25 protein-coding genes (1 of these 25 running past the window's edge) are annotated in these 26,907 nt (G+C 63.9%); 12 read left to right on the plus strand and 13 right to left on the minus strand.

What is annotated here, in order from left to right; all coding sequences use genetic code 11:
• Positions 1 to 108: 108 nt before the first annotated feature.
• The gene (locus tag F8237_RS11135) at positions 109 to 708 is read right to left on the minus strand and encodes a nuclear transport factor 2 family protein (RefSeq protein ID WP_151644589.1); all 600 of its coding nucleotides are present in this window, start codon (positions 706 to 708) and stop codon (positions 109 to 111) included.
• 137 nt (positions 709 to 845) lie between these two features.
• Positions 846 to 1,652, minus strand: coding sequence for a response regulator (locus F8237_RS11140; RefSeq protein WP_162005992.1), 807 nt, complete (start codon positions 1,650 to 1,652; stop codon positions 846 to 848).
• Positions 1,653 to 1,873: 221 nt separating this feature from the next.
• Here F8237_RS11140 and F8237_RS11145 point away from each other — a divergent pair, with 221 nt between their 5' ends.
• Positions 1,874 to 2,107 carry a NepR family anti-sigma factor gene (locus F8237_RS11145; protein WP_162005993.1) on the plus strand — a complete coding sequence of 78 codons (234 nt, stop codon included), beginning with the start codon at positions 1,874 to 1,876 and terminating at the stop codon, positions 2,105 to 2,107.
• On the plus strand, positions 2,107 to 2,655 hold the full coding sequence (locus F8237_RS11150; protein ID WP_151644595.1) for a sigma-70 family RNA polymerase sigma factor: 549 nt from the start codon (positions 2,107 to 2,109) through the stop codon (positions 2,653 to 2,655). Before F8237_RS11145 ends, F8237_RS11150 begins: the two co-directional genes overlap by 1 nt.
• 71 nt (positions 2,656 to 2,726) lie before the next feature.
• Here F8237_RS11150 and F8237_RS11155 read toward each other — a convergent pair whose 3' ends face one another.
• The 8 genes from F8237_RS11155 to F8237_RS11190 form a co-directional block, all read right to left on the minus strand.
• Entirely contained in the window at positions 2,727 to 3,425 is a 699-nt protein-coding gene (locus F8237_RS11155) for a nitroreductase (RefSeq protein ID WP_151644597.1), read from the minus strand.
• A 135-nt stretch (positions 3,426 to 3,560) separates the two neighbouring features.
• Complete coding sequence (locus tag F8237_RS11160; protein ID WP_151644598.1) at positions 3,561 to 4,805, minus strand: acyl-CoA dehydrogenase; 1,245 nt, start codon at positions 4,803 to 4,805, stop codon at positions 3,561 to 3,563.
• Positions 4,806 to 4,927: 122 nt separating this feature from the next.
• Positions 4,928 to 6,172 (minus strand): acyl-CoA dehydrogenase, encoded by a 1,245-nt coding sequence (locus tag F8237_RS11165; RefSeq protein ID WP_151644600.1) that lies wholly within the window; start codon positions 6,170 to 6,172, stop codon positions 4,928 to 4,930.
• A gap of 140 nt (positions 6,173 to 6,312) precedes the next feature.
• Positions 6,313 to 7,440 carry an acyl-CoA dehydrogenase family protein gene (locus F8237_RS11170; RefSeq protein WP_151644602.1) on the minus strand — a complete coding sequence of 376 codons (1,128 nt, stop codon included), beginning with the start codon at positions 7,438 to 7,440 and terminating at the stop codon, positions 6,313 to 6,315.
• A 162-nt stretch (positions 7,441 to 7,602) separates the two neighbouring features.
• On the minus strand, positions 7,603 to 9,474 hold the full coding sequence (locus F8237_RS11175) for an AMP-binding protein (protein WP_151644604.1): 1,872 nt from the start codon (positions 9,472 to 9,474) through the stop codon (positions 7,603 to 7,605).
• Positions 9,475 to 9,518: 44 nt separating this feature from the next.
• Positions 9,519 to 10,325, minus strand: a complete 807-nt coding sequence (locus tag F8237_RS11180; protein ID WP_151644606.1) for an enoyl-CoA hydratase/isomerase family protein — start codon at positions 10,323 to 10,325, stop codon at positions 9,519 to 9,521.
• Between the two features lie 211 nt (positions 10,326 to 10,536).
• Positions 10,537 to 11,295 carry an SDR family NAD(P)-dependent oxidoreductase gene (locus tag F8237_RS11185; protein ID WP_008135372.1) on the minus strand — a complete coding sequence of 253 codons (759 nt, stop codon included), beginning with the start codon at positions 11,293 to 11,295 and terminating at the stop codon, positions 10,537 to 10,539.
• Between the two features lie 55 nt (positions 11,296 to 11,350).
• Complete coding sequence (locus F8237_RS11190; RefSeq protein ID WP_201280190.1) at positions 11,351 to 12,010, minus strand: TetR family transcriptional regulator; 660 nt, start codon at positions 12,008 to 12,010, stop codon at positions 11,351 to 11,353.
• 158 nt (positions 12,011 to 12,168) lie between these two features.
• Between F8237_RS11190 and F8237_RS11195 the strand changes: the two genes are divergently transcribed.
• Both F8237_RS11195 and F8237_RS11200 read left to right on the plus strand, forming a co-directional pair.
• A complete protein-coding gene (locus tag F8237_RS11195) occupies positions 12,169 to 13,341 on the plus strand; it encodes an acetyl-CoA C-acetyltransferase (protein WP_151644610.1) in 1,173 nt (390 codons plus the stop codon).
• A gap of 189 nt (positions 13,342 to 13,530) precedes the next feature.
• Positions 13,531 to 15,075, plus strand: a complete 1,545-nt coding sequence (locus F8237_RS11200; protein WP_151644612.1) for an acyl-CoA synthetase — start codon at positions 13,531 to 13,533, stop codon at positions 15,073 to 15,075.
• A 10-nt stretch (positions 15,076 to 15,085) separates the two neighbouring features.
• Here F8237_RS11200 and F8237_RS11205 read toward each other — a convergent pair whose 3' ends face one another.
• Entirely contained in the window at positions 15,086 to 15,628 is a 543-nt protein-coding gene (locus F8237_RS11205) for a methylated-DNA--[protein]-cysteine S-methyltransferase (protein WP_151644614.1), read from the minus strand.
• 136 nt (positions 15,629 to 15,764) lie between these two features.
• Here F8237_RS11205 and F8237_RS11210 point away from each other — a divergent pair, with 136 nt between their 5' ends.
• The 7 genes from F8237_RS11210 (at position 15,765) to F8237_RS11240 (ending at position 22,536) form a co-directional block, all read left to right on the plus strand.
• Entirely contained in the window at positions 15,765 to 16,583 is an 819-nt protein-coding gene (locus F8237_RS11210; RefSeq protein WP_151644616.1) for an alpha/beta fold hydrolase, read from the plus strand.
• A 2-nt stretch (positions 16,584 to 16,585) separates the two neighbouring features.
• Positions 16,586 to 17,398, plus strand: a complete 813-nt coding sequence (locus tag F8237_RS11215; protein ID WP_151644618.1) for an alpha/beta fold hydrolase — start codon at positions 16,586 to 16,588, stop codon at positions 17,396 to 17,398.
• A gap of 168 nt (positions 17,399 to 17,566) precedes the next feature.
• The gene (locus F8237_RS11220; protein ID WP_151644620.1) at positions 17,567 to 18,241 is read left to right on the plus strand and encodes a GntR family transcriptional regulator; all 675 of its coding nucleotides are present in this window, start codon (positions 17,567 to 17,569) and stop codon (positions 18,239 to 18,241) included.
• A gap of 136 nt (positions 18,242 to 18,377) precedes the next feature.
• Entirely contained in the window at positions 18,378 to 19,178 is an 801-nt protein-coding gene (locus F8237_RS11225) for a phytanoyl-CoA dioxygenase family protein (RefSeq protein ID WP_151644622.1), read from the plus strand.
• Between the two features lie 159 nt (positions 19,179 to 19,337).
• Complete coding sequence (locus F8237_RS11230; protein WP_151644624.1) at positions 19,338 to 20,651, plus strand: NAD(P)H-dependent oxidoreductase; 1,314 nt, start codon at positions 19,338 to 19,340, stop codon at positions 20,649 to 20,651.
• 262 nt (positions 20,652 to 20,913) lie between these two features.
• Positions 20,914 to 21,864, plus strand: a complete 951-nt coding sequence (locus tag F8237_RS11235) for a TAXI family TRAP transporter solute-binding subunit (RefSeq protein WP_151644626.1) — start codon at positions 20,914 to 20,916, stop codon at positions 21,862 to 21,864.
• Positions 21,865 to 22,074: 210 nt separating this feature from the next.
• The gene (locus F8237_RS11240; RefSeq protein ID WP_151644628.1) at positions 22,075 to 22,536 is read left to right on the plus strand and encodes a hypothetical protein; all 462 of its coding nucleotides are present in this window, start codon (positions 22,075 to 22,077) and stop codon (positions 22,534 to 22,536) included.
• Positions 22,537 to 22,592: 56 nt separating this feature from the next.
• Here F8237_RS11240 and F8237_RS11245 read toward each other — a convergent pair whose 3' ends face one another.
• Entirely contained in the window at positions 22,593 to 24,257 is a 1,665-nt protein-coding gene (locus F8237_RS11245; RefSeq protein WP_151644630.1) for a sulfatase-like hydrolase/transferase, read from the minus strand.
• Between the two features lie 186 nt (positions 24,258 to 24,443).
• On the minus strand, positions 24,444 to 25,529 hold the full coding sequence (locus F8237_RS11250) for an SDR family oxidoreductase (RefSeq protein WP_151644632.1): 1,086 nt from the start codon (positions 25,527 to 25,529) through the stop codon (positions 24,444 to 24,446).
• 290 nt (positions 25,530 to 25,819) lie between these two features.
• Here F8237_RS11250 and F8237_RS11255 point away from each other — a divergent pair, with 290 nt between their 5' ends.
• Positions 25,820 to 26,907: the 5' portion of a TRAP transporter substrate-binding protein gene (locus F8237_RS11255; RefSeq protein ID WP_151644634.1), read on the plus strand. It continues 4 nt past the right edge of the window; only the first 1,088 of its 1,092 coding nucleotides appear in the window; its start codon is at positions 25,820 to 25,822; the stop codon falls past the right edge of the window.

Here is a 26,907-nt window from a genome sequence, read left to right on the forward strand (position 1 = left end):
GAGGCCTGAGAGTCGTCTCAACAGCCGGCTATTCCCCCCTGCCCCATAAGCCGGCGACGTAGGGCGCGACTGTGGTGATGCCAGTCGCGCCTTACTTTTGTCTGGCGTTTACTTCGCCGTCCCCGCCAGCCACGCCCGCCCCTCGCCATAGAGCTTCTCGACCTCCGGCCCGGTGAGCCCCGGCATGTCGCGCTTGACCTTGTAGCCGATCAGTTCCTGCATGTAGGCGAGGTGGCGGTAGCCCTCGGGGAGCTCGGCGAGCGCTTTTTGATCCAGTTGAAGCGTTGCGGCGGGATCGACCGGGTCGATCCGGTCCTTCTCGTAGATTGGCTGGCGGCGGACGATGCCCCAATGGCCCTCCCGCTTCTCCAGGAAGTCGTAGAAGCGCCCGGTGCAGACGACGTCGCAAACCACGTCATGCACCGGGGCACGCTGCGAGATCGTCATCTTGGTTTGTGCGATGGCCCGCTCGCCGGAAAGGTCGATGCTGGTGCCGCCGAGGAAATGCAGGATGCGGACACCCCTGACAAACCCCTCCTGGCTGACGCGCATGAAATCCCGCGCCGGCCCCTGAAACCAGGTGGCGGACATCCAGCCCTCGTCGTGCCAGACGGTCGCAAAGCGCTCCCAGTCGCCGGCGTCACGCCACACCGCCCAGTTCTCGACGAGATCGCGGATGGCGAGGCGGTCGAGCAGCGCTTGGTTCATGGGCACATCTCCGATTGGGGCGATGCACGAGGTATGAGCGGCGAATTCGATGGCCGTCAAGCGCGGCAAGCGCACAAGAAAAATCCGGCGTGCCTTGCAGCACGCCGGATCGGCCAATTTGCAAAATAGTGCCTTGTTTACGCCGCCGGCGCCTTCGGCGCGCGGTTGCGCGAGTTGCGCTGGAAGAACAGCGCCTGGCTCGCCACCGCCGACACCATCGCGGGCTGGAACGGTTTTGAGATCAGGAACGCCGGCTCGGGTCGCTCGCCGGTGAGGAAGCGCTCGGGATAGGCGGTGATGAACACCACCGGCACCTCGAACGTCTTCAGCAGCTCGTTGACGGCGTCGAGGCCGGACGAGCCGTCGGCGAGCTGGATGTCGGCCAGGATCAGGCCCGGACGCTTGTTCTTGGCCAGCGCCACCGCGTCGGCATGGGTGCGCGCGACGCCGACGACATTGTGGCCGAGATTCTTCACCAGGCTCTCGAGGTCCATGGCGATGAAGGTCTCGTCCTCGATGATCAGCACGTCGGTGGCGATCTCGGCTGCCATTTCGCGTCCCGCGGCGTCCGCAAGCCGCCGCGTTTCGGCGACGTCGGTGCCGAGCACGTAGGCGACTTCCTCTTCCGAAAATCCCTCGAGCGAGAGCAGCAGGAACGCCTGCCGCGGCAGCGGCGTGATGTTCGAGAGCCGGCGCTCCGGCGGCATCGGCAGCGTCGCCACTTCGGCGTCGTCATTGACCGACACCGAATTCCAGATCTGGGTGAACAGCCGGAACAGGCCGGCTCGCGGCCCGTGGCTCTCGTCGAGCACTGACGGATCCCCCAGCATGGCTTCCAACATGGCTGCGACATAGGCGTCACCGGAGGCCTGGCTGCCCGTCAGGGCGCGCGCATACCGGCGCAATAACGGCAAGTGTTCAGCAACAAGCTGCGAACGGGACATCCCCACTCCATTCATTTCGGGCCGACCTTGAAAAATCTGGAACTGCGAGGGGAGGCCCGGGTTCCCCTACCGGGGCTGATGACGCCCCAGAATAAGAAAAGTTCCCTCGATCCGGGAACTTTTTGTCGAACCTGGAATTGAACTCGTCCAGGGAACGGCTCCCGGTTGAGAGAACTTCTCGATTTTACAGTTACTTAACTCGGGGAAACGTGGAACAGGTCATGAAAGATCTCAAGTCTCAAGCCAGCAAAAGCACGACCCCCAGCAAGGGAGGCCTAACTCCGGAGATTCAGTCCCGGATCGGGCACCAGCTGCGCGCCATGTACGATGACGTGGTGCGGCAGGGGGTTCCGGACCGGTTCGCGGAACTGATCAAGAAGCTTGATGCGCCGGGAGGCGCACCCCAAGTGGAAACCGACGGGGGCTCCAACGACAACAACAATGGGAGGGATTAATGCCTCTCACGGACTCCCTGCGTGACGACATCCTCGCGGCCGTGCCCAGTTTGCGCGCGTTCGCGATTTCGCTCAGTGGCAATGCGGACCGCGCCGACGATCTGGTGCAGGAAACGCTGTTGCGTGCGCTCGCCAACATCGACTCGTTCCAGCCCGGCTCGAACCTGCCGGCTTGGCTGTTTACGATCCTGCGCAACCTGTTCCGCTCCGACTATCGCAAGCGGCGGCGGGAGGTGGAGGATGCCGAAGGCAACTATGCCAAGACGCTGAAGACACAGCCCTCGCAGAACGCGCATCTCGAGTTCGAGGAGTTTCGCGGCGCGCTCGAGAAGCTTCCGCAGGACCAGCGCGAAGCGCTCATCCTGGTCGGCGCCTCCGGCTTCTCCTATGAGGACGCGGCCTCGATCTGCGGCTGTGCGGTCGGCACCATCAAGAGCCGCGTCAATCGCGCGCGCTCGAAGCTCGCCGCGCTGCTCTATGTCGACGGCGCCGAAGACTTCGGGCCCGACGAGACCATTCGCGCCGTAATCGGCGGCAGTGGCGGATAGCGGCCGGCGTCAACCGATCCGAGACTCGACGTGAAGGCGGCCGTTCTCGCGGCCGCCTTTACGCGCAACTATCACTCGTCCACGAAGGTGGCGGTGTCGGCGACGCTTGCGCGTGACGTGCGGTAGCTGTTCACGTTGTGCGCGTTGTCGGCATAGCCGAACGAGATGCCGCAGACGATGCGGCGGTCGTCGGGCAAATTGAAGTGACGGCGGATCAGGCCGGAATGGCGCGCAATCGCCGCCTGCGGAATGGTGCCGAGTCCGAGCGCCTGCGCGGCCAGCATGAAGTTGGAGACATAGGCACCGCAATCGATCGCACCGTAGATGCCGAGCGGTTCATTGGTGTGAATGATCGCGACATGCGGCGCGCCGAAGAAATTGTAATTCTCCAGCGCCTGCTTGGCGTAGGCCATTTTGTCGCCGCGGGCGATGCCGAGCGTGTTGTAGAGCTGAAAGCCGCTCTCGCGGCGCCGTTCGAGATAGACGCCGACATATTCGCGCGGCGGCGTGAAGTCGTAGTCGTCGCCCAATCCGCCCGACGCTTCCTTGTAGATCAGCTGGCGAAAGCGCTCCTTGGCCTCGCCGCTGGCGATGATGACCTGCCACGGCTGGCTGTTGCACCACGACGCGGTGCGCTGCGCCGTGGTCAGCACATGCTCGATCGTCGCGCGGTCGACTTGCTTCGGCAGGAAAGCGCGGACGGAATAGCGCTCGTTGAGAAGCTCTTCGAGCACGCCGATGCGATCGGTCTTGTTCACTTTTGCGTCCATGAATTAGCTCTCTTCGTAGGGTTAGCCGAAGGCGTAACCCACCTCTTTTGCTTCCGCATTGACAGAAGTGGTGGGTTGCGCCCCGCGGACTGCGCTTTGCGCATCCGCTGCGCTAACCCACCCTACAATGCCACATCATCTACCCTTGGTCGGGATCTTGTTATACGGCACATCCTTGTCGACGCGAATGTCGCCGGGCAATCCCAGCACGCGCTCGGCGATGATGTTGCGCAGGATCTCGTCGGTGCCGCCGGCGATGCGCATCGAGGGCGAGGACAAGAGCATCTGCTGGAACTGGCCCTGCACCGTCTCCTCGTCCGAGCCGGTGAGAGCGCCGGCCGCGCCCTGGAGGTCCATGGCGTAGGTGGCGATGTCCTGCAGCATCATGCCGGAGACGAGCTTGCCGATGGAGTTTTCCGGTCCCGGCCGGTCGCCCTTCGACAGCGCCGAGATCGCGCGGTAGCTGGTGTATTTCAGCCCGCTCGATTTCACCGCCCAGCTCGCCAGCTTCGACCGCACGGCGGGATCGTCGATGGCGAGCCCATCCTCCAGCATCAGGTTCGAGCAGAACTCGAACATTTCAGGGACGCCGGTCGCAAGACGCGCGCCGATCGACATCCGCTCATTCATCAGCGTGGTCAGCGAGACGCTCCAGCCCTCCCCGACGGCGCCGAGACGCTGGCTGTCGGGAATCACGACATCGGTGAAATAGACCTCGTTGAACTCCTGCATGCCGTTGGCCTGCCTGATCGGCCGAACCTCGACACCCGGGCTCTTCATGTCCAGGAAGAACATGGTGAGGCCCTTGTGCTTGGGAACGTTCGGATCGGTGCGCGCGATCAGCAGACCGTAGTCGGAGTAATGCGCGCCCGAGGTCCAGATCTTCTGGCCGTTGACGACCCAATTGTCGCCCTTCTTCTCGGCACGTGTGCGTAGGCCCGCGACATCCGAGCCGGCGGAAGGCTCGGAGAACAGCTGACACCAGATCTCCTCGCCCGAAGCGAGCTTCGGCAGATAGCGGCGCTTGGCGTCCTCGCTGCCCCAGGCCATCACGGTCGGGCCGCACATGCCCTCGCCGATCTGGAACGGCTGCGTCAGCTTGCCGTAGACACCCTCTTCCTGCTGCCAGATCACCTTCTCGATCGGCGTCGCACCGCGACCGCCATATTCCTTCGGCCAGTGCAGGCAGGCCCAACCGCCTTCGGCCTTCTTCTTCTGCCAGGCCTTGCCGACCTCGACCATGTCGTGATGGGCGAGCCGGATGCGGCCGAGCGAGGATTTTGACAGCTCGGCCTCTAGCTCCTTCGGCGCGTTGGCCGCAACCCATTTGCGCGCGGTTGCGCGGAATTCGGCTTCCTGCGGGGTATCGTCGAAATTCATGGCGGACCTCTCAATCCTTCCTCGGTGCGTAGGGCGGGCAAAGCGAAGCGTGCCCACCACCTTCCGTCGTGCTCGATAGAATTGGTGGGCACGGCGCTACGCGCCTTTGCCACCCTACGATGCTAGCTTCTTCCCTTCGTCGGGATCTTGTTGAACGGCACGTCCTTGTCGACACGGATGTCACCGGGCAGGCCCAGCACCCGCTCGGCGATGATGTTGCGCATGATCTCGTCTGTGCCGCCTTCGACGCGGGTGCCGGGTGCACGCAACAGCATCGCCTGGAAGCGGCCGGCGAGTTCGGCATCCTCGCCGCTGATCACGCCGCGCGCGCCCTGCAAATCCAGCGCGTAGGTCGCGACGTCCTGGATCATCGAGCCCGCCACCAGCTTGCCGATAGAGTTCTCCGGACCCGGCCGCTCGCCCTTGGACAGCGCCGAGATCGCGCGCATGCTGGTGTATTTCAGCCCACTCGCCTTCACCGCCCAGTTCGCCAGTTTCGAGCGCACTGCGCGGTCCTCGATCGCTGGACCGTCATCCAGCATCAGGCTGGAGCAATATTCGAACAACTCCGGGAAACCGGTCGAGACGGCCGCGCCGATCGCGCTACGCTCGTTCATCAGCGTGGTCAGCGAGACGTTCCAGCCGTCACCGACCTCGCCGAGACGCTGGTGGTCGGGAATGCGGACATTGGTGAAATAGACCTCGTTGAAGTCGGAAGCACCGCTCGCCTGCTTGATCGGCCGCACCTCGACGCCAGTGCTCTTCATGTCCAGGAAGAACATGGTGAGGCCCTTGTGCTTGGGCACCGTCGGATCGGTGCGGGTCAAGAGGATGCCGTAGTCGGAATAATGCGCGCCCGAGGTCCAGATCTTCTGGCCGTTGATAACCCAATCGTCGCCGTCCTTCTCGGCGCGCGTGCGCAGGCCCGCGACGTCGGAGCCGCCGGCGGGCTCCGAGAACAGCTGGCACCAGACCTTCTCGCCGGAGGCGAGTGGCGGCAGATATGTGCGCTTATGCTCCTCGCGCGCGAATGCCATCATGGTCGGCCCGCACATGCCGTGGCCGATGATGAACATGCGGGACAGCTGGCCGAACGGCCCCTCTTCCTGCTGCCAGATCACGCGCTCGATCGGCGACGAGCCACGGCCGCCATACTCTTTCGGCCAGTGCAGGCAAGCCCAGCCGGCATCGGCCTTCTTCTTTTGCCAGGCCTTCGCGACCTCCAGAATGTTGCCGTTCCTGAGCACGGTGCGGCCGAGCGAGGATTTGCGCAGATCCTCCTCGTATTGTTTGGGCGCGTTGGCGCCGATCCAGGCGCGCGCAATGGCGCGGAATTCGGCTTCCTGCGGGGTGTCGTCGAAGTTCATGACTCATCTCTCTGTTTCGTTCCCCGGACGCTGCGCAGCACGAAGTGGTGCGCTGCAGATCCGGGGCCCATTGCGGCCCTGGGTCCCGGCTCCGCGAAGCGGCATTGCATGCCGCATCGCGTCCGGGACACGAATAGCAACTACGCCGCGTTCTTCTTGCGCATGCGGTCGATCAACTGGTCTTCCCAATAGGTGAGGCTGCCGAGCCCGAGCGCCATGGCGTTGGCGCGGCGGTAGTACATGTGGCAGTCGAACTCCCAGGTGAAGCCCATGCCGCCGTGAACCTGGATGTTGTTCTTGGCGCAGTGCTGAAATGCCTGCGTCGCGCTGATGCGCGCGGCGGCGGCGGCTTCAGGCAGCTCGGCCGCGTTGGTCGACAGCGCCCAGGCGCCATAATAGCTGTTGGAGCGCGCCAGCGTCGCCGACACATACATGTCGGCAAGCATGTGCTTGACCGCCTGGAACGAGCCGATCTGACGGCCGAAGGCGATGCGGTCGAGCGCGTAGTCGCGGCCCATCTCCAGCGCGCGGTCGGAGCCGCCGACCTGCTCGAAGGCACACAGCACAGCGGCGCGGTCGAGCACCTGGGTGAGGATGCTCCAGCCTTCGCCGGCAGCGCCGAGCGGCTCCGCCTTGCAATCCCTGAACGTGATTTCGGCTTGCCCGCGAGTCGGATCGAGATTGGTGAGACTCTTCACCTCGACGCCGCCGGCCTTGAGGTCGACCAGAAACAGCGAGATATCGCTGTCACGTCCGCCCGATCCGGTGCGCGCGGCAACAACCGCAAAATCGGCAATCGCGCCATCGGCAACGGGCTTCTTGACCCCGTTGAGCACGCCATTCGCAGCCGTCAGCTTGATGGCCTTCGGCGACGGATTGCCATTGCCCTCGAACAGCGCCAGCGTGCCGATCGCCTCGCCCGAGGCAATCGCCGGCAGCCACTTCTTCTTTTGCGCGTCGCTGCCCGCGATCAGCAGCGCTTCGGCGGCGAGATAGACGGTCGAGGAGAACGGCACCGGTGCATTGGCACGGCCCATCTCTTCCGCAATCACGCAGAGTTCGAGATGGCCCGCGCCCGCGCCGCCGAATTCTTCCGGGATCGCGACACCGAGGAAACCCATCTCGGCAAGCCCCTTCCACAGTTCCTTGTCATAAGGCGCCTTGCCATCGAGCACGACGCGCACCGCCTTCGGCGAGCACTTCTCGGTGAGGAATTTGCGCGCCTGATCGCGGAGCTGCTTCTGGTCGTCGGAGAAATCAAAATTCATGGCGGGCTACCTCTTATTGTCTGTCGCTTGTATTGATGCCGTCATTCCGGGGCGCCGCGTAGCGGCGAGCCCGGAATCCATTTTTCCAGGCGTATGCGGCCCGATGGATTCCGGGCTCGCGCTGCGCGCGCCCCGGAATGACGAGGTGAGAGGGGTGTATTCTCATCGCAGTACGATCACATCCTGATCCGGCTTGTCGGCATAAAGCCGCTCGACCAGTGCGGCGCGGCGTTCGAGGCCGGCGCGCTGGTTGATGTAGCCCTTGTCGGTGAGCTCGTTGCCGTCGATCGAAGGCGGCTCGGCCATCAGCAGGGCGCGCGCGATGATGCGGCTGCTGGCGCCTTCGCACTCCCTGTTATGCGTCTCCAGGCCTAGTCTGAAGCAGGCGACCACCTCGGGATGCTTCACGGCATCCTCGAAGCTCAAGTCGGGATTGCCGGCGAGCTGCCGGCAGGCGTGCAGGTTCGGCCACGCCAAGAGGCCGATGAAGGCGCGATCCTGCCCCGCGACCAACGCGTCATGCACGACGGGGGTCGCAGCCGCGATCGCATCGGTGCGGAGCGAGCCGACATGGACGAAAGTGCCGGTGGTGAGCTTGAAGTCCTCCACGACCCGGCCGGCGAAGATGATGCCCTTCACCGGATCGGTATCGTCGACGAACATGCCGGCGTCGCCGATGCAGTAAAAACCTTCCTCGTCGAACATCTTCCTGGTCAGATCCGGCTGGCCGAAATAGCCGGGCGTGACATTGACGCCGCGCAGGCGCAGCTCGTATTTCGAGCCGCACGGCACCATCTTCAACTCGACGCCGGGAAACGGCAGACCGATCAGGCCGACGCGCTCGGTATTCCAATAGGTGCCGGTCGAGGTCGGCGCAGTCTCGGTCGAGCCCCAGCCGGTGTAGAACACGATGCGCTCGCCGCTGGTCTTCACCGCCAGGGCCTGCATGCGCTCGTAGAGATCGTCGGGCAGCCGCGCGCCGCCATAGGCCATGATCGAAAGGTTCTTGAAGAACGAGCGGCAGAGCGCATCGTCCTTCTCCATGGCCGCCGCAAGCGCCGCGTAGCCGGCGGGGACGTTGGCGTAATAGGTCGGCGATATCTCGCGCAGATTCTTGATGGTCTCCTCGAGCTGTCCCGGCATCGGCCGGCCGTCGTCGATATAAAGCGTGCCGCCGTCGACCAGAACGGGATGGAACGCGGCATTGCCGCCCATGGTATGATTCCACGGCATCCAGTCGAGCACGACCGGCAGCGGGCCGCCCGGAATGCGCGGCCGGACCTGCATCATCATCGCCGCATTGGCACACATCATCTCCTGCGTGTTGATGACGGCCTTGGGCATGCCGGTCGAGCCGGAGGTAAACAACAGCTTGCCGACGGTCTGCGGCGTAATCTTCGCGATCGACGCCTCCACATCGGCCGTCACCGGCGTTGCCGCGAGCTCGGAAAAGCTGACGCTCTTGATGCCGTCGCAGGGCCGCACGACGTGAACGACGGTGACGCCGGTGAGGTCGAGCGCCTTCAGCGCCTTTTCGAACGTCGGTCCGTCCTGCACCATCACCACGGCCGGCTTGATCAGGTCGAACAGATACTTCAGCTTGACGTGGTCGTGGCTCATCAACGAATAGGCCGGCGACACGGGGGCCGCGGGCGAGCGGGCCTGCATAGCCGCCTGCGTCATCAGCGCGTGCTCGATCGAATTGCCGGAAAGGATCGTAACCGGGCGTCCCTCGATCTTGAGATTGAGCAGCGCCTGCGTCAGCGCATCGACGGTGCGCTTGGCTTCGCCATAGGACACCTTGCGCCATTCGCGGTTCGGACCGCCGCGCTGTGCCAGCCAGATGCGCTCGGGCGCTTGCCTGGCCCATTTCGCGAGCGAGGCCGGAAGATGCTTCTCGTAGGCCTGCAGCGGAATGCGCGACTTCAGCACCACCGTGCCGTCGGCGCGCCGCTCGACATCAATGTCGCGCGCCAGCCACTCCACCTTGCGAAAGGCGGGCTTCGTCATCACCGCCGCCGCGCTTCCACTCATTTTGCGTCTCCCGGAATTACTGTCCTTTGCGGATCTTCGTCGTTTCAGCGCTTGATATAGACAGGCTTTCGCTTCTCAAGGAAGGCCCTGATGCCTTCCGAAAATTCCTCGGAGCGACTGCACAGGACCTGGTTGCGGTCCTCCATCGCGATCACGGCCTCCAGCGATCCGGCATCGACGCTCATGTTGAGACATTCCTTGGACAGGCGCAGTCCGACCGGCGAAGCCGTCATCATCGCATCGACATAGGGCGCGGCGGCGTCATCGAGCTTGTCTTCATCGACGACCTCGGAGACGAGCCCGACCGCAAGCGCCCGCTCGGCACCGATGAAGCGCCCCGTGAGGATCAGCTCGGACGCCACGGAAACACCGACGAGCCGCGGCAGGAAATAGCTGGTGCCGATGTCGCAGCCGCCGAGGCCGAGCTTGATGAAGGCGCAGTTCATCCGCGCCGATTTCGTCGCGATGCGGATGTCGGAAGCGAGCGCCAGCGCAAAGCCGCCACCGGCCGCCGCCCCCTGCACCAGCGACAGGATCGGCTGCGGGCAGCGCCGCATCAGCATCACGATGTCGGCGATGCGCCGCTGCGAGTCCAAGGATTCCGTGACGCCGGGCGGCTCCTGCTGCCCGGCACGGCGCACCATCGCCGCCTTGAGATCGAGGCCTGCGCAGAAATTCTTGCCGGCACCCTTCAGCACCACAACACGGGTGTCGCGGTTGCGCTGCAGGCCCTGGAAATAGACGTTGAGCGCGTCGATCAGCGCCGGATCGAGCGCGTTGAGACTGTCAGGACGATTGAGCGTCACCCGGTCGACGCCGTCGTCATGCTCGATCAGCAGCGGTTGGGACATGGGAGACTCGTCCTTTCGTGCCACACGGAGGCCGTCTGCCACCCTCCCCTGGAGGGGGAGGGTCGGCTCACGTTGAGCGCAGCGAAATGTGAGACGGGGTGGGGTGACAGCCTCTCCACCTGAGACGCTGCCCGTGTGGAGAGATCACCCCTCCCCGCTCGCGCTTCGCGCGATCGACCCTCTCCCTCCAGGGGAGGGTAAGAAGCCCGCTCTACCGCGGGGCCATACGGATCGCGCCGTCGAGACGGATGGTCTCGCCGTTGAGCATCGGATTCTCGACGATGTGCACGGCGAGCGAGCCGTATTCCTTGGCATCGCCGAGGCGCGAGGGATGCGGCACCTGGGCGCCCAGGCTCTTGCGGGCTTCCTCGTTGAGACCCATCAGCAGCGGCGTGAAGAACAGGCCGGGCGCGATGGTGTTGACGCGGATCTTCTGGCTGGCGAGGTCGCGCGCGGCCGGCAGCGTGAGGCCGACGACGCCGCCCTTCGAGGCCGAATAGGCGATCTGGCCGATCTGGCCTTCATAGGCGGCAACCGAAGCGGTGTTGATGATGACGCCGCGCTCTTCACCGACCGGCTCGATCGTGACGAGGCGCTCGGCGAACAGCCGCAGGCAGTTGAAGGTGCCGATCAGATTGACGTTGATGATGCGCGCGAACTTTTCCAGGGGATAGACGCCGTCGCGGCCGACGATGCGCTGCGAGCCGCCGATGCCGGCGCAATTCATCAGCACGCGGGCGACGCCATGCGCGGCTTCCGCCTTGGCGATCGCGGCCTTGATCTGCTCCTCGCTGGTGACGTCGGCGTGGAGCGCGACGCCCTTCACCTCGGCGGCGACCTTCTCGGCGTTGTCCTTGTTCTGGTCGATCACGCCGATCTTGGCGCCTTTGGCCGCCATGGCGCGGGCGGTCGCTTCGCCGAGGCCCGAACCGCCACCGGTGATGAGAACGGCTACGTCTTTCAATTCCATCGCTTGTACCTTTTCCTTGGGCGTTTCTTCTCTAGACTTCTGCGTTCTGGCCGGATTATCCGGCCGCGGCAGCTTCCCCAGCTTGCGTGAGGATGCCGCCGCAGATCAGCGTTTCCATGTGCTTGATATATTGCCGGCAGACTTCATCGGTGACCGGGCCGACACCTGTCGCGCGCGACATCGCGTGCCGGCCGAAGAACAGGTGATCGCAGGCGCCGATCAGGCTGGTGTAGAACAGCACCGGATCGGTCGCGCGAAACTCGCCACGGCTGACGCCTTCGGCGAGCAGGCGGCGATGAAAGTCGAGCAGCGGCGCGACGAAGAACTTCGAGACTTCGTCGGCGGAGCCTGCGTCTGTTTCATGCAGGAGATAGTGGATCAGCCGGTTCATGTACGGGAACCGATAGTAGGCGCGGATGATTCCGCCGATATGCAGCTTCAGCTTCGCGGTCGGCGTGATCGGCTGGGCCAGCAGATATTCGAGATTGGACAGCTCGGTCCCCGCGTCGCGCTCGAGCAGCGCCAGCAGCAGGCCGTCCTTGTTGCCGAAATGATATTTGACCAGCGCGGCGTTGGCGCCGGATTTCTGGGCGATGTCGGAGAGCGAAATCTCGATCGAGGAGCGTTCGATCATCAGCTCGCTCGCGGCCACGAGCAATTTCTCTGCCGTGGAATTCTTTGCGCTGGGGAGCCTGTTCGGTACGCTGATAGTCACGGAGATCCCTGTTCTCGCCGCCTGGAGCGGGGCGCAGATAAGCCGAAGCAGCGCCTCATCACAAGAGTTAATTGATCGATTGACTAATCGATATCCCGCCCCTTAAATCCGCCCCGACAACCCAACCCGATACGGAACAAATTCAGGGAGAGACCGAAATGGCCGAGGCATACATCGTCGCCGCTGCGCGTACCGCCGGCGGGCGCAAGGGGGGCCGCCTCGCCGGCTGGCATCCGGCCGATCTGGCCGCCAAGGTGCTGGACGAGCTGGTCGACCGCACCAAGGTCGATCCCGCCCTCGTCGAGGACGTGATCATGGGCTGCGTCATGCAGGTCGGCGAGCAGTCCAACAACGTCGCCCGCAACGCCATCATGGCCTCGAAGCTGCCGGAGAGCGTTCCTGGCACCTCGATCGACCGCCAGTGCGGTTCGTCGCAGCAGGCGCTGCACTTCGCGGCGCAGGCGGTGATGTCGGGCGCGATGGACGTGGTGATCGCGGCCGGCGTGGAATCGATGACGCGCGTGCCGATGGGCCTGTCGTCGCAGCTCCCGGCCAAGAACGGCTTTGGCAATTACAAGAGCCCGGGCATCGAGCACCGCTATCCGAACATCGTGTTCAGCCAGTTCACCGGCGCCGAGATGATGGCCGAGAAGTACGGCCTCTCGAAGGATGACCTCGACGAATACTCCTACAACAGCCATCAGCGCGCGATCGCGGCAACGCAGGCCGGTCACTTCAAGAAGGAGATCGTGCCGCTCGAGATCACCCGCGCCGACGGCTCCAAGGACACCCATCACATCGACGAGGGCATCCGCTTCGACGCCACGCTCGACGGCATCAAGGGCGTCAAGCTGATCGCCGAGAACGGCAAGCTGTCCGCGGCCAGCGCCAGCCAGATCTGCGACGGCGCCTCCGGCGTCATGGTGGTGAACGAGCGCGGCCTGAAGCAGCTCGGCGTGAAGCCGATCGCGCGCATCCATCACATGACCATGACCGGTGGCGATCCCGTCATCATGCTCGATGCGCCGCTGCACGCCACGAAGAAGGCGTTGGAGAAGGCCGGCATGAAGATCGGCGACATCGACCTGTTCGAGGTCAACGAGGCCTTTGCCTCGGTGCCGACCGCGTGGCTAAAGACCACCGGCGCCGACCCGGAGCGCCTTAACGTCAATGGCGGCGCGATCGCGCTCGGCCATCCCCTCGGCGGCTCCGGAACCAAGCTGATGACGACGCTGGTCCACGCCCTGCATCAGCGCGGCAAGCGCTATGGTCTGCAGACCATGTGCGAAGGCGGCGGCATGGCCAACGTGACGATCGTCGAACGGCTGTAAGCGACTGCCACGCAAACGGTGTCGTCCCGGACAAGCGCGCCTCAAGCGCGCGCCGATCCGGGACCCATAACCAGCGAAGTTTGTGGTTATGCTGCGCCGGAGCTCCATCTCGTTTCAACAACCACGTCCTGTGGTTATGGGTCCCCGCGTTCGCGGGGACGACACCTTGTTTGCCGCGAGACCTCCCCGATGACCCACCCCTCCATCTACGCCCGCACCACACCCGACAAGATCGCCTACCAGATGGCCGGGACCGGCAAGGCGATCACCTATCGCGAGCTCGACGAGCTCTCGAACCAGGGCGCGAACCTGTTCCGTTCGCTCGGCCTGAAGGCCGGCGACCACATCGCGCTGCTGATGGAAAACCGCCTCGCCTTCATGGAAATCTGCTGGGCGGCCCAGCGCAGTGGGCTCTATTACACCGCGATCAGCCGCTATCTGAAGCAGGACGAGATCGACTACATCATCGCCGATTGCGGCGCCAAGGTCGTCATCACCACGCCGAAATGCGCCGACCAGATCAAGGCCCTGATCAAGGGCACGCCCGGCGAGCCGATCTTCTACATGGTCGACGAGCCGCTGCCGGGCTTCCGCTCCTACGACAAGGAAGCGGCCGCGCAGCCGGTGACGCCGATCGCGGACGAGGTCGCCGGCTACGACATGCTGTATTCGTCGGGTACGACCGGCCGCCCCAAGGGCATCAAGAAGGCGTTCGAAGGCAACGCGATCGACGTGCCCAACGCATTCCTGCGCGTGCTTTGCGCCGACATGTGCGGCATGAATGCGGAGAGCACCTATCTGTCGCCGGCGCCGCTCTATCACGCGGCTCCGCTGCGCTTCAACATGATGGCCGTCGTGCTCGGCGGCACCTCCATCATCATGGAGCATTTTGACGCCGAAGAGTTCCTGAGGCTGGTCGAGAAATACAAGGTCACGCAGTCGCAGCTGGTGCCGACCATGTTCGTGCGCATGCTGAAACTGCCGGACGAGGTCCGCACCAGGTACGACGTCTCGACGCTGAAAGGCGCGATCCACGCCGCCGCGCCCTGCCCGGTCGACGTGAAGGCCAGGATGATCGAATGGTGGGGACCGATCCTGATCGAGTACTACGCGGGATCGGAAGGCAACGGCGTCACCGTCTGCAACTCGCAACAATGGCTGGAGCACCGCGGCAGCGTCGGCCGCGCCGTGGTCGGCAAGATCAAGATTCTGGACGAGAACGACGAGGAGCAGCCGACCGGTGAGATCGGCACGGTGTACTTCGCCGACGCGCCGGCGTTCACCTATCACAACGACCCCGAGAAGACGAAGAAGGCCTACAACGCCAAGGGCTGGTCGACGCTCGGCGACGTCGGCTATCTCGACAAGGACGGCTTCCTGTTCCTCACCGACCGCAAGTCCTACATGATCATTTCCGGCGGGGTGAACATCTACCCGCAGGAGACCGAGGACGTGCTGATTACCCATCCTGAGATCGCCGACGTCGCCGTGTTTGGCGTCCCGAACGAGGAGATGGGCGAAGAGGTGAAGGCGGTGGTGCAGCCGCACGACATGACGCGCGCCGGCAAGGCGCTCGAGGCCGACTTGATCGCCTATTGCAGGACGCGACTCTCCGCCATCAAGTGCCCGCGCTCGATCGACTTCGAATCCGAGCTGCCGCGAACACCCACGGGCAAGCTGGTGAAGCGGCATCTGCGCGACAAATATTGGCCGAAGGCGGCGGCGAAGATTTAGCGATCAAGCCTCAATCGAACAAACTCGGCGTGTGGTTCACCAGCGCGCCTTCGATCTCGAGCATCTTCAGCTTCGTCACCACGCCGCCATTGGCCGAGAAGCCGCCGGGCTTGTTGCCGGCCGCCAGCACGCGATGGCAGGGCACGACGATCGGACACGGGTTGTGCCCGAGCGCCTGGCCGACATCGCGCGACAGCTGGACGCCGCCGAGGCGCTTGGCGATATCGCCATAGGTGATGGTCTTGCCGGGCGGGATGGCGCGGGCGATCTCGTAGACGCCGCGGTTGAAGTCGGGCACGCCGTCGAGATCGAGCGGGATGTCGGTGAGGTCGTCCGGCTCGCCGGCAAGCAGCTTGACGATGCGGTCAATCGCTTCTTGCACCTCAGCGGTCGGCTCGGCCTCGGTGGCGTCGGCATGGCGCTGGCTGATGCGGGTGCGGATCTTCTCCTCACCACCCATCGGCAGCTGCGTGCCGTTGATGCCGCGCGGACCCCAGGCGATGGCGCAGAGGCCGATCCTGGTGTCGAACAGGGCAAAATGCTGGTTGGTCATGGCCTGGTTCCTGGATGCGTCCTTGCCGCATGCCCCCATTGTGATCTCGGCCTAAATCTAGGCTTGGAAATAGTTGCGATCCACCCGGTTTCCGGGGATCTTGCACAGGAGTTCCGCCCCAGCCCCGCGAGCCCGAATGCAAAGCCTCCACGTCAACGGATACGACATGCCCTATCTCGACGTGGGCGAAGACCGCGGCCGGGCACCGCTGGTCTGCGTGCATGGTTCGCTCAACGACTTCCGGGTCTGGGGCTGCGTGCTCGGGCCGCTGACGCAGCGGCACCGGATGATCGTCGTCAGCCTGCGGCACTTCTTCCCCGCACGCTGGGACGGTGTTGGCGACACCTATTCGATCGCGCAGCATGTCCAGGACGTCATCGCCTTCATCGAGAAGCTCGACCTCGGGCCGGTCGACCTGATGGGCCATTCCCGCGGCGGACACATCTGCTTCCGCGCGGCGCAGGCGCGGCCCGACCTGTTGCGGCGGCTGGTGCTGGCCGAGCCCGGCGGCGAGCTCGATGCGAGCCTCGATCCGGATTACGTCGGCGGCCATTCGCCGCTGCTGGCGCGGTTCACGGCCTCGGCCGAGAAGATCGCGGCCGGCGACGTCGATGGCGGCCTTGCCGTGTTCGTCGACACGCTGGAAGGGCCCGGCACCTGGCCGCGGCTGCCGGCGATGGTGAAGCAGAACCTGCGCGATAACGCATACACGCTGATCGGCCAGGTCCGCGACAACCGCCCGCCCTTCTCGAAGGCGGATGCGGAATCCATCAGGATGCCGACGCTGTTCATTCTGGGTGCGCGGACCAAGGGCCTGCTGCCGAAGGTGCTGCATGCGCTGGCGGCGCATGTGCCCTATTCGAAGACGGCGATCATTCCGAACGCGACGCATCCGATGTTCGAGCAGGCGCCGCAGAAATACTCCGAAGTCGTCCTCGATTTCCTGGCGAGCTGATCATGCAGAGCTTTCGCGTCAACGGTTACGACATGGCCTATCTCGAAGTCGGCGAGGGTCATCCGCTGATCTGCGTGCACGGCACGCTGGGGGATTTCCGCACCTGGTATTCGGTGCTCGGCCCGCTGTCGAAGAGCCATCGCGTGATCTCGGTCAGCCTGCGGCATTTCTTTCCCGAGCATTGGGACACCGTCGGCGACGACTACAAGATGGCGCAGCACGTCGCTGACACGATCGCCTTCATCGAGCAGGTCACGCCCGGACCGGTCGATCTGATGGGCCATTCGCGCGGCGGGCACATCGCGTTTCGGGTGGCGCAGGCGCGGCCGGATCTGCTGCGCAAGCTGGTGCTGGCCGAGCCGGGCGGCGATCTCGACGCCAGCCTGCCGGTGCCGGAGGGCACGCCCGCGCATCCGCCGCTGGCCGCGCGCACGGCGCGCTCGGTCGAGATGATCCGCGCCGGCGACCTCGAGGGCGCGCTGCAGAATTTCTACGAGGGCATCGAAGGCGACGGCTCGTGGCGGCGGGTGCCGGCGGCCGCCAAACAGCAATTGCGCGACAATGCGCTGACCTTCCTCGGCCAGATCAACGAGCAGCGCAGGCCTTACACGCTCGCCGATGCGCAGGCGATCAGGACGCCGACGCTGCTGATCGGCGGCGGCGCGACCACCGGCGGCTTGTCAGTGATGTGGCGCGTGCTGGCCGGGCACATCGCCGGCGCCAGGACGGCAGTGATCGAGAATGCCGGGCACTGGATGTTCGAGCAGGCGCCGCTGGAGTTCGGCGCGGTGGTGGACGCGTTTCTGGCGGAGTAACGGCCCACGATACAATTCGGGCAAAAACAACCCCATGCACAGTAGACGGAGCTAGCCATATCAATGGCTTAGCGGAAGGCCTCGCAGGCCGTCTTGACCGCCTCCCCCTCCTGCGATACCTTCGAATACGGAATTCCGTATTCCCTCTTGGCCTTCGGAGTTGTTGGCGTGATCCCTCTCGACCCGCTCCCGAATTTGATCGACCAAGTCTATGCCCGGATCCTGGAGGCGATCTCAGACCGCACATTGCAACCCGGCCAGCGCATCCGGCAGAACGAGCTCGCCGACAAGCTCGGCGTGTCGCGCCAGCCGGTGTCGCACGCGCTGCATCTGCTGCACCGGCAGGGGCTCGTCGCCGAGAGTGGAAGGCGCGGCTTTGAAGTCACCCAGCTCGATCCCTCGCGCATCCGCCAGCTCTACGAGGTGCGCGGCGCGATCGACGCGCTGGCGGCACGGCTCGCCGCTCAGCGCGCGGTCAGCGACGCGGCGGGACGCGCGCGGCTGGACGCGGCGCTCGCCGCCGGGCGCGGCATCGACCGCAACACCTCGCTCGGCGAGCTCATCACGCTCGATGTCGATTTTCACCGCGCGATCTACCAGCTCGCCGGCAATCCCGTGATCGAGGAGACGATATCGCCGCAATGGCCGCATATGCGCCGCTCGATGGCGACGGTGCTGTCGGAACTCGACTATCGCGGCAGCGCCTGGGCGGAGCATGCGACGATTGCCGGACACATTCTCAGCGGCGATGCCAAGGCGGCCGAACGCGCGGCGCTGGCGCATGCGCAGACGGCGGGACGGATGACCGAGGAGAGATTGAGGGCGACGGACGAAGCGGCGTAGCTGTCATTCCGGGGCGACGCGCAGCGTCGAGCCCGGAATCCATTGGCCCGCAGAGACTGTAGAGAAATGGATTCCGGGCTCGCGACTACGTCGCGCCCCGGAATGACAAAATAAACAAAACCAAGGAGGACGACCCATGAAACTATCTCAGGAGCAACTTGAGTTCTTCCACCGCGAGGGCTGGCTGTTCCTGCCCGAGCTGTTCAGCCAGGAGGAGGTCGATCTGCTCGCACGCGAGGCGATCGGCATCTACGACGCCAACCGGCCGGAGGTCTGGCGCGAGAAGAGCGGCGCGCCGCGCACGGCGTTCGCCGCGCACCTCTACAACGAGGCCTTCGGCATTCTGGGCGCGCATCCGCGCATGATCGAGCCGGTCGAGCAGCTGTTCGGCGAGCCTGTTTACATGCACCAGTTCAAGATCAACGCGAAATCGGCCTTCACCGGCGACGTCTGGCAATGGCACCAGGATTACGGCACCTGGAAGCGCGACGACGGCATGCCGGAGCCGCGAGCGATGAACATTGCGATCTTCCTCGACGAGGTGATGCCGATCAACGGCCCGCTGATGCTGGTACCGCAGAGCCAGAACGCCGGCGACCTCAAGGCCTCGCATGACCTCGCCACCACCTCCTACCCACTGTGGACGCTGGACGAGGAGACCGTGACGCGGCTGGTCAAGCAGGGCGGCATCGTCGCGCCGACCGGCAAGCCCGGCGGTATGCTGATGTTCCACGGCAATCTGGTGCACGGCTCGGCCGGCAACATCACGCCCTACCCGCGCAAGATCGTGTACCTGACGCTGAACGCGGTCTCGAACTACATCCGCACGCCGACACGGCCGGAATACATCGCGCACCGCGATTTCGCACCGATCAAGACGGTGGATGACGACGCGCTGGTGCGGCTGGCACGGGCGCCGCGGCAGGCGGCGGAGTAAGCTGTCATTCCGGGGCGACGCGTAGCGTCGAGCCCGGAATCCATTGAGCCGCAGAGACTGTGGATGAATGGATTCCGGGCTCGCGCTTCGCGCGCCCCGGAATGACGAACGTTATAGTTCGCGTTACCCAACATCCACTGCACGCTCGGAACATCCCTCATGAACCTCTTCCGCCTCCTCCAGGCCCGCGCTGCCGCCGGCAAGCCTGTCCGCGTTGCCCTGATCGGCGCCGGCAAATTCGGCTCGATGTTTCTGGCGCAGGTGCCGCATACGCCCGGGCTGGAGGTGCCTGTCATTGTCGACCTCGACCGCGACCGTGCGCGCGAGGCCTGCCGCACCGTGGGCTGGGACGCGGAGCGGATCGCGGCGACAACCTTCACCGATGACGGCGCACACGCCATTGCCGGCGGGGCGATGGATGTCGTGGTGGAAGCGACCGGCAACCCCGCGGTCGGCATCAGGCACGCCCGCGCGGCAATCGCGGCGGGCAAGCATGTCGTGATGGTCAATGTCGAGGCCGACGTGCTGGCGGGCCCGCTGCTCGCGGAGGAAGCGCGCGAGGCGGGCGTGGTCTATTCGCTTGCCTATGGCGATCAACCGGCGCTGACGGCGGAGATGGTCGACTGGGCCCGCGCCACCGGTTTTCGCGTGGTCGCCGCCGGCAAGGGCACGAAGTATCTGCCGGCCTATCACGACGTGACGCCGGATGGCGTCTGGCAGCATTACGGCCTCACCGCCGGCGAAGCGCAGTCAGCCGGGATGAATCCGCAGATGTTCAATTCCTTCCTCGACGGCACCAAATCGGCGATCGAGATGGCCGCGATCGCTAACGCCTGCGGGCTCGACGTCCCCTCGGAAGGATTGTTGTTTCCGCCCTGCGGCGTCGACGATCTGCCGCACATCATGCGGCCGCGCTCGCGCGGCGGCGTGCTGGAGCGGTCCGGCGTGGTGGAGGTGGTGTCGTCACTCGAACGCGACGGAAGGCCGGTGTTCCGCGATCTGCGCTGGGGCGTCTATGTCGTGCTGGAGGCACCGAACGACTACGCCGCCGATTGCTTCAGGCAGTATGGTCTGAAGACCGACGGCAGCGGGCGCTTTGCCGCGATGTACAAGCCCTATCACCTGATCGGGCTGGAGCTGAACGTCTCGATCCTGTCGGCGGCACTGCGCGGCGAGCCGACCGGCCAGCCCTACGGCTTCCGCGGCGACGTCGCTTCGGTAGCCAAGCGCCATTTGCGCGCCGGCGAGATGCTCGACGGCGAAGGCGGCTACACGGTGTGGGGCAAGCTGGTGCCGGCGGCCGCAAGCCTGAGGGCGGGCGCGCTGCCGATTGGCCTCGCGCATCGCCTCAAGCTGAAGCACGACGTCGCCCATGGCGAGATCGTGCGCTGGAGCGATGTGGAGTTCGACGCGAACAACGAGACGATCAGGACGAGGAAGGCGATGGAGGCGGCGTTCGCGAAGGAAGGCTAGGCGTGGCCGCCTCAATCAGGCGAGCGCCGCCGCTCTGCTGCCGGCCAGAAACCCGACCTTGCGGCGCTTGAGCCAGAGATCGGACTGCTGGCCGGCCTGGGCTCGGAAGCGAACGTGCCCGAATATTCATCACCCTGTTTGCACGGGCTGCAGAAAGACAACAGCTGTAAGAAGCAAAAGGGATTGGATAGGATAGCGCCGTCGCTGTGATTTGCTTCCGGCAAGGACGGATCGAGCGCAGTTCTTTGCAAGGGATGCACGCATGGTGTTGAGGTCGATAAGGGCGCTTTCGCTGCTTTGTGCGATTGCTGTTGGGGCGACCTCTTCCATTGCGCAAGACGCACCATTGACACTCAAGGCCGCCGGCAATGGCAGCACGTTTACGCCCTATGCCGAAGGCCTCTCCAGGTTCTTGATCTCCAAAGACATCAAGATCGAGGTCAAGCGCAGCTCGGGCTCGAACGAGAATCTCACAGCCGTCGATGAATCACCCACCACTCTGGGGACCGTGTTCATGGGATCGGCTTATGACGCCGTGAAGGGATCAGGTTGGGCGGCAGGCCATGAGCACAGGAACGTGCGCGCTTTGTTTCCGATGTACGAGACATCGTTTCAGATCGCGGCACTTCGCCAGCGTGGAATCTCTTCACTATCGGATCTCGACGGCAAGACGGTTGGCGTCGGCCCGGCGAAGGGGCCGCCGGAGGTGTTTTTCCGCGCAGCGGCCGAGATCGCCAAAATCAAACCCATCATCGTGACAGGCGATCCTGCAGATCAGGCACAACAAGTCATCGACGGCAAGATCGATGCGCTTTGGCAGGGTGCACGGGTGCCGATCCTTCCCATGGCAACCATAGCCGACAAGGCCGATGCGGTGGTGTTCGTGCTGACGGAGACGGAAGTTGCCGGCTTGATTGGCGTCCTGCCGCAGCTTTCGCCCGCCACCGTTCCGAGCGGGAGCTACAAAGGTCAGACGACAGAGATTAGAAGCGTCTCGGGATGGAATTTTGTCGTGGCCAACAAGGATTTGCCCGACGACATGGCTTACGCCATCACCAAGGTGGTCCTGACTGCTTCGGATCCGCAATCGCAGATTTATTCCGGAGCGGACGGGACGCTCGCCAAAAATGCTCCTTACAATCGGGTTGTGCCATTTCATCCCGGCGCCCTGCGCTTCTACAAAGACGCGGGTATCCCAATTCCTTCCCCCTGAGGCCTCGAGCCACATGACGAGATTCCTGGCGTCTACGATGAGGTGGAGTGGCACCGCAGCATGGAGGAAGACGTCAGGTTGCACCTGCCTTACATCTGTGCGAGCAGTCGCGGACTGATCGGATTTCCGGTCATGGCAACACTTTATCGACCGATGCTGGCCTAGCGTGCGGTCGACCAGATCGTTCCCACGACTTCGGACAGAGCACTCATGGAACCGCCCAAACCTTCGTTCGCCAGCAGGCACGGCAATTCGGCACAGATCGCCTCGGCAGTGGTGGCAGCCGTTGCCCTCGTCTTCGTCGCCTATCAGGTCTGGAGCATTCGAATGACCGCGCGGATCGCGACCGCCCGGCAGGTTTACATGTCCTACAGCGAGTCCCTGCTGCGGTATCCCAACCTGGTCGAGCCGAATCTGCAGAAGTTGCGGGCCGATCCGGATGAATGGGTGCGCTACAAAAACTTCGTCGCTCACATGCTGTTCGCCTATGATGAGATTCTCGGCGTCTACGATGAACCGGAGTGGCGCCGCAGCTTCGAGGAAGACGTCAGGTTTCATCTGCCGTACATCTGCGCCGATCTGCCGGCGGCTCTCGACGACACTTACTTTGCCAAAATGCGGGCGTTGCTGAAGGCCGAGCGGGCGAAATGCGCCACCGCTCCGAAGTCTTAGCGACAGAGCGCCATTCACATTGCACATGAAGCCGTGTCGCGGCGGAGCGCGCCGAGCTAGCGAGCTTGCTTCGCGTTGGGCATCAGATCTATCAAGCCCAGGTCCACGAGCGTGCGATGGAAACGACGCTTTCGTTCGGACGCTGACGCGAAATAGGCTTCTCCACAATCATCGAGCAAGCTCGCGCGCGTGGCAAATATCGGGTCGAGGGCAATGCCCGCCCGTTGCAGAGCGACAGTGCCGAGAAAGGCGATATCGAGGTCGGCGCCCGGTCCCGCGGTGAAATCAGGGATGTTGAGGGCCTCTATCGCATAAAATGTACGAAACCGAGACCTGCCATCTCCCGGCGGTTTCAGGTGTCGGTCGATCTGTTTCGTCAGCACCGGCTGATGGTCTCCGTAGTGCACGATGAGAACAGGCCGCCCCGGGGTGCTGCTCGCCAGCTTGTCTTTGAGATTTTTCCAGGTGGACGCGGTCTCTGCCAATCGCGTGTAGTACTCGGCGTATCCGGCATCGGGGAAGCTGGCCGCGGCAAAGGCGCGCTCGCTCTCGAATTGACCTGGCGGCACGAGCTGCCGGCTGTGCGGACCATGATTGAAGTTGGTCAGCACATACAGAAATCTCGGTGTCGGATCGTTGGCGATCGCCCTGGTATGCGCATCGATGACCGCATCCAGAAAGATCGCATCGGAATTCGTTGCCTCGAATTGTCGGACATCGAATGGTGGCGGAAGGTCTTCGACAAAGATGCGCTCGTCGATGCCGATCGAACCGTAGAATTTGTCGTAACTGAGAAATCCGCGGCGACAGCTGGATATGAGTGTCGTCTTGTAGCCGAGCGACGTCAACGAACGTGGCAAGCTGCTGTGAAAGCGGCCGGCACCCTTCTCGAAGAGGTAGTAGGCGCTTGAACCGAAGCTGGCACTTGAAAGACCGGTCAGCAGGCTGAATTCCGATTGCCACGAGCCTCCGCCAAAGATGTCGACGTTCAGGCGGCCGAATTCCCCATCCGGCGGAGACAGGAAAGCTTCGACGACCGGCTCGACCGGCAATCCGAAAATGCGCGGGTCGAAGACGGACTCGTGCTGGATGACGATGATGTCTGGAGAACAAGCGGAACGCGAAGGGGTGGCCTCTCTCAGGGGCAGCGGTTCGATTGCGATATCGCTCAGCGCCAACGCGCCGAACTGTCGCCAGGAAGAGGGGTCACCCAGCGAGGCCATGAAGGTGGCGTAGAAGCACCGCCCTTGCGTCAGGGTAAGGCGCAAGGAGGCGGCCTCCTTTGACGTGGAAGCCTTTGCAAAGCCGATGAGCGCCAGACAGAACAGAGGAATTCGGAAGGCGATGGAAACGGGAGATCCAGCCGCATGGAGCAGAACCGCGATCGAAGCGGCGGCGAACAGCACGCCCCCCGCAAGAACACCCAGCATCATGCGTGGGTATTGCAGCACGAAGAATGGGACCGTGCCCGCAAACGCCAGAGGCAGATCGGAAACGGTCAACTTCAGCGCGCTGTGATTGAACTTGACGATTGATATGCCGGCGATTGCGACTGCCAGCAGACCAGACAGCAGGATTGCTCTCTCTGCATCGGCAAGGAATATCAGCAGCAGAGCGGCGTTGAAGAGAAGAGCTGCGACCGCAAGCGGCAGATGTTCGACGCTTCGTTCGGTCATCGCAACGGCGGCGATGACACCCACGAGAATCAAGATCGATATCATGGGATGAAGATGCCCCGGGCGTTTGAAGTTTTCAATTTGGGTCGCGCGGGCTCTTCGAGCATCGTCTGCCCATCGGCGCCAACCGATTTTGCACCGCAACAAGAGACGCTCCTACTTACATCATCCTGACGACGATGTGCGCGTCATTGCGGGTTGGTACAGGCAAACGACCTAAATGTGAGAGCTTCAAGGCAGCAGCCGTTCCTCCTTCGCCTGCCTGAACCACTTCCGGAACATGTCCTCGGTGTCCATCATCTCGGTGAAGCCAGCGCGGTTGATCTTCACGGTCGAGACGATCGAAGGCGGACCGGATTCAGTCTGGCCGTAGCGCAGGCTGTAATCGGCGTATTGGAACGACAGGCCGACGAACTCGGCAAGGCCCGGCGACACCAGGTTGTGCTTGCGCCGCAGTGCCTCCCACGGCCCGATCCAGTTCGGGAATTCCCTGGCGAGCGAGAGCGGGACCGGCTTGCCGGGCTTCATCTCCAGCGCGTCGGCCACCGCGGGCCAGATGTTTTCCCAGGTGAAGACATCGCCATTGGTGACGTTGAAGGCTTCGTTCCGCGCGGTCTCGGCTTCGCCCGACCAGGCGATCGCGCGGGCGAGCAGATCGACGTCGACGGCCTGCGCCACCCGCGGAGCGCCGCCGGGGAAATCGAGCGGCCTGCCTTGCTCGCGCAGCATCGCGGCGTAGACGCCGAGCGGCGGGATCAGGTCCATGGCGCCGCCCATGGCGAGACCGACGATCAGCACGGGACGCAAGATGCTCCAGTGCCAGGCCTTGCCGCGTTGCAGCCCGCGCAGGAAGTTTTCCTGCGCCCAGTAGAAATTGGGCTGCTCGTACATTTCGGAGCGGCCCTCGCGTGCCGGCACCGTCAGGGGACGGACGTGAACGCCATAGGCCTTGGTGCCTTGCAGCAGGGCGACATGCCGAAGGTTCGGCGCCACAAGCTCGAGCGCGCCCATCAGATTGCGCAACATCAGATCGTTGGTCCGGATCTGCTGCGGATCGCGCCAGCCGTCGACGAGCTGCGGCGCCTCGTAGAGCGCGGCGTAGACCAGGTGGGTCGCGCCCTCGAGCTCGGCCGCGGCACGGCGGCAATCGGCTTCGCTGGTCAGATCTACGGAGACGTGGCGGGCGCCGTAAATATCGCGCGGCTTGCGCCGTGACAGCGCCACAACCTCCGAAGGCTCCGATGTGCCGAAGTGCCGCAACGCGGCGTTGCCGACGAGACCCGTCGCCCCGGCGACCACGACCTTCTTGCCCGTCATGCGCGAGCCTCCCCTTTTGATTGCCCAATCCACTAGCAGATCGCCGCAGGGCGCGACTTGCGTCTGGCCTGCGTTCGCAACTGCGAGGAATGCATGAGGCTTGATTATCGCAAGACGTCCGGTCATCCTTGCCGACGGAACCGCAATGATCGGAATTCCAACAAAAGAGCCCATCAGGGCCATTCGGAAACGCCAACAAGCCTCAAACAAAACAACGTCGAGCCTCGGCGAAGACAAGACGACAGCAAGATCGTTCCCGGGTCGAAGCATCGACACTACGGAGGGTACGCATGAAACGTCGTGAATTCCTGAAGGTCACAGGCGTCGGCCTGGCCGCGAGCACAGCCGTGGCTGCGCCCGCGATTGCGCAGTCGTCGCCCGAGGTGAGATGGCGGTACGCCACCAGCTGGCCGAAGTCGCTCGACACGCTCTATGGCGGCTGTGAATATTTCACCAAGAAGGTCGCCGAGATCACCGACAACAAATTCCAGATCCAGCCCTTCGCCGCCGGCGAGATCGTCCCGGGCTTGCAGGTGCTGGATGCGGTCTCGAACGGTACCGTCGAGATGGGCAACACCGCGCTCTATTACTACTGGGGCAAGAATCCCGCTTTCACCTTCGCCACCGCGCTCCCGTTCGGATTGAACACGCGCCAGCAGATCTCGTGGCTGTTGTGGGGCGGCGGGCAGGAGCTCGTCAACGATCTGTTGAAGGAACACAACGTCTACGGCATCCCGACCGGATCCACCGGCGCCCAGATGGGCGGCTGGTTCCGGAAGGAGATCAAGACGCTCGACGACATCAAGGGCCTGAAATTCCGCATCGGCGGATTTGCCGGCACGATCATGGCCAAGCTCGGAGCGGTGCCGCAGCAGATTGCCGGCGGCGACATCTATCCGGCGCTCGAAAAGGGCACGATCGACGCCGCCGAATGGGTTGGTCCCTACGACGACGAGAAGCTCGGCTTCGTCAAGGTCGCGAAGTACTACTACTATCCCGGCTGGTGGGAAGGCACGAGCCAGGGCCACAACATCATCAACCTCGACAAGTGGAATACGCTGCCGAAGCACTATCAGGCGGCGGTCGATGCGGCTTCGCGCGATACCTTCACGTGGATCACCGGCAAGTACGACGCGTTGAACGCGCCGGCCCTGAAGCGGCTCCTGGTGGCGGGCGCGACGTTGAAGGCATTTCCGCAGGAGGTTCTCGAAGCCTGCTACGCGGCCGCCAACGAGACCTATGCCGAACTGTCCAAGACCAACCCGCATTTCGGCAAGATGTATGCGAGCCTGTCCGCATATCGCGCGGAGGCACTGCCCTGGTTCCAGGTTGCGGAGCTCAGCTTCGACAGCTTCATGATGCGGATGCGGACCAAGAC

The sequence above is a fragment of the Bradyrhizobium betae genome (assembly GCF_008932115.1).
Classification (GTDB): Bacteria; Pseudomonadota; Alphaproteobacteria; order Rhizobiales; family Xanthobacteraceae; genus Bradyrhizobium; species Bradyrhizobium betae.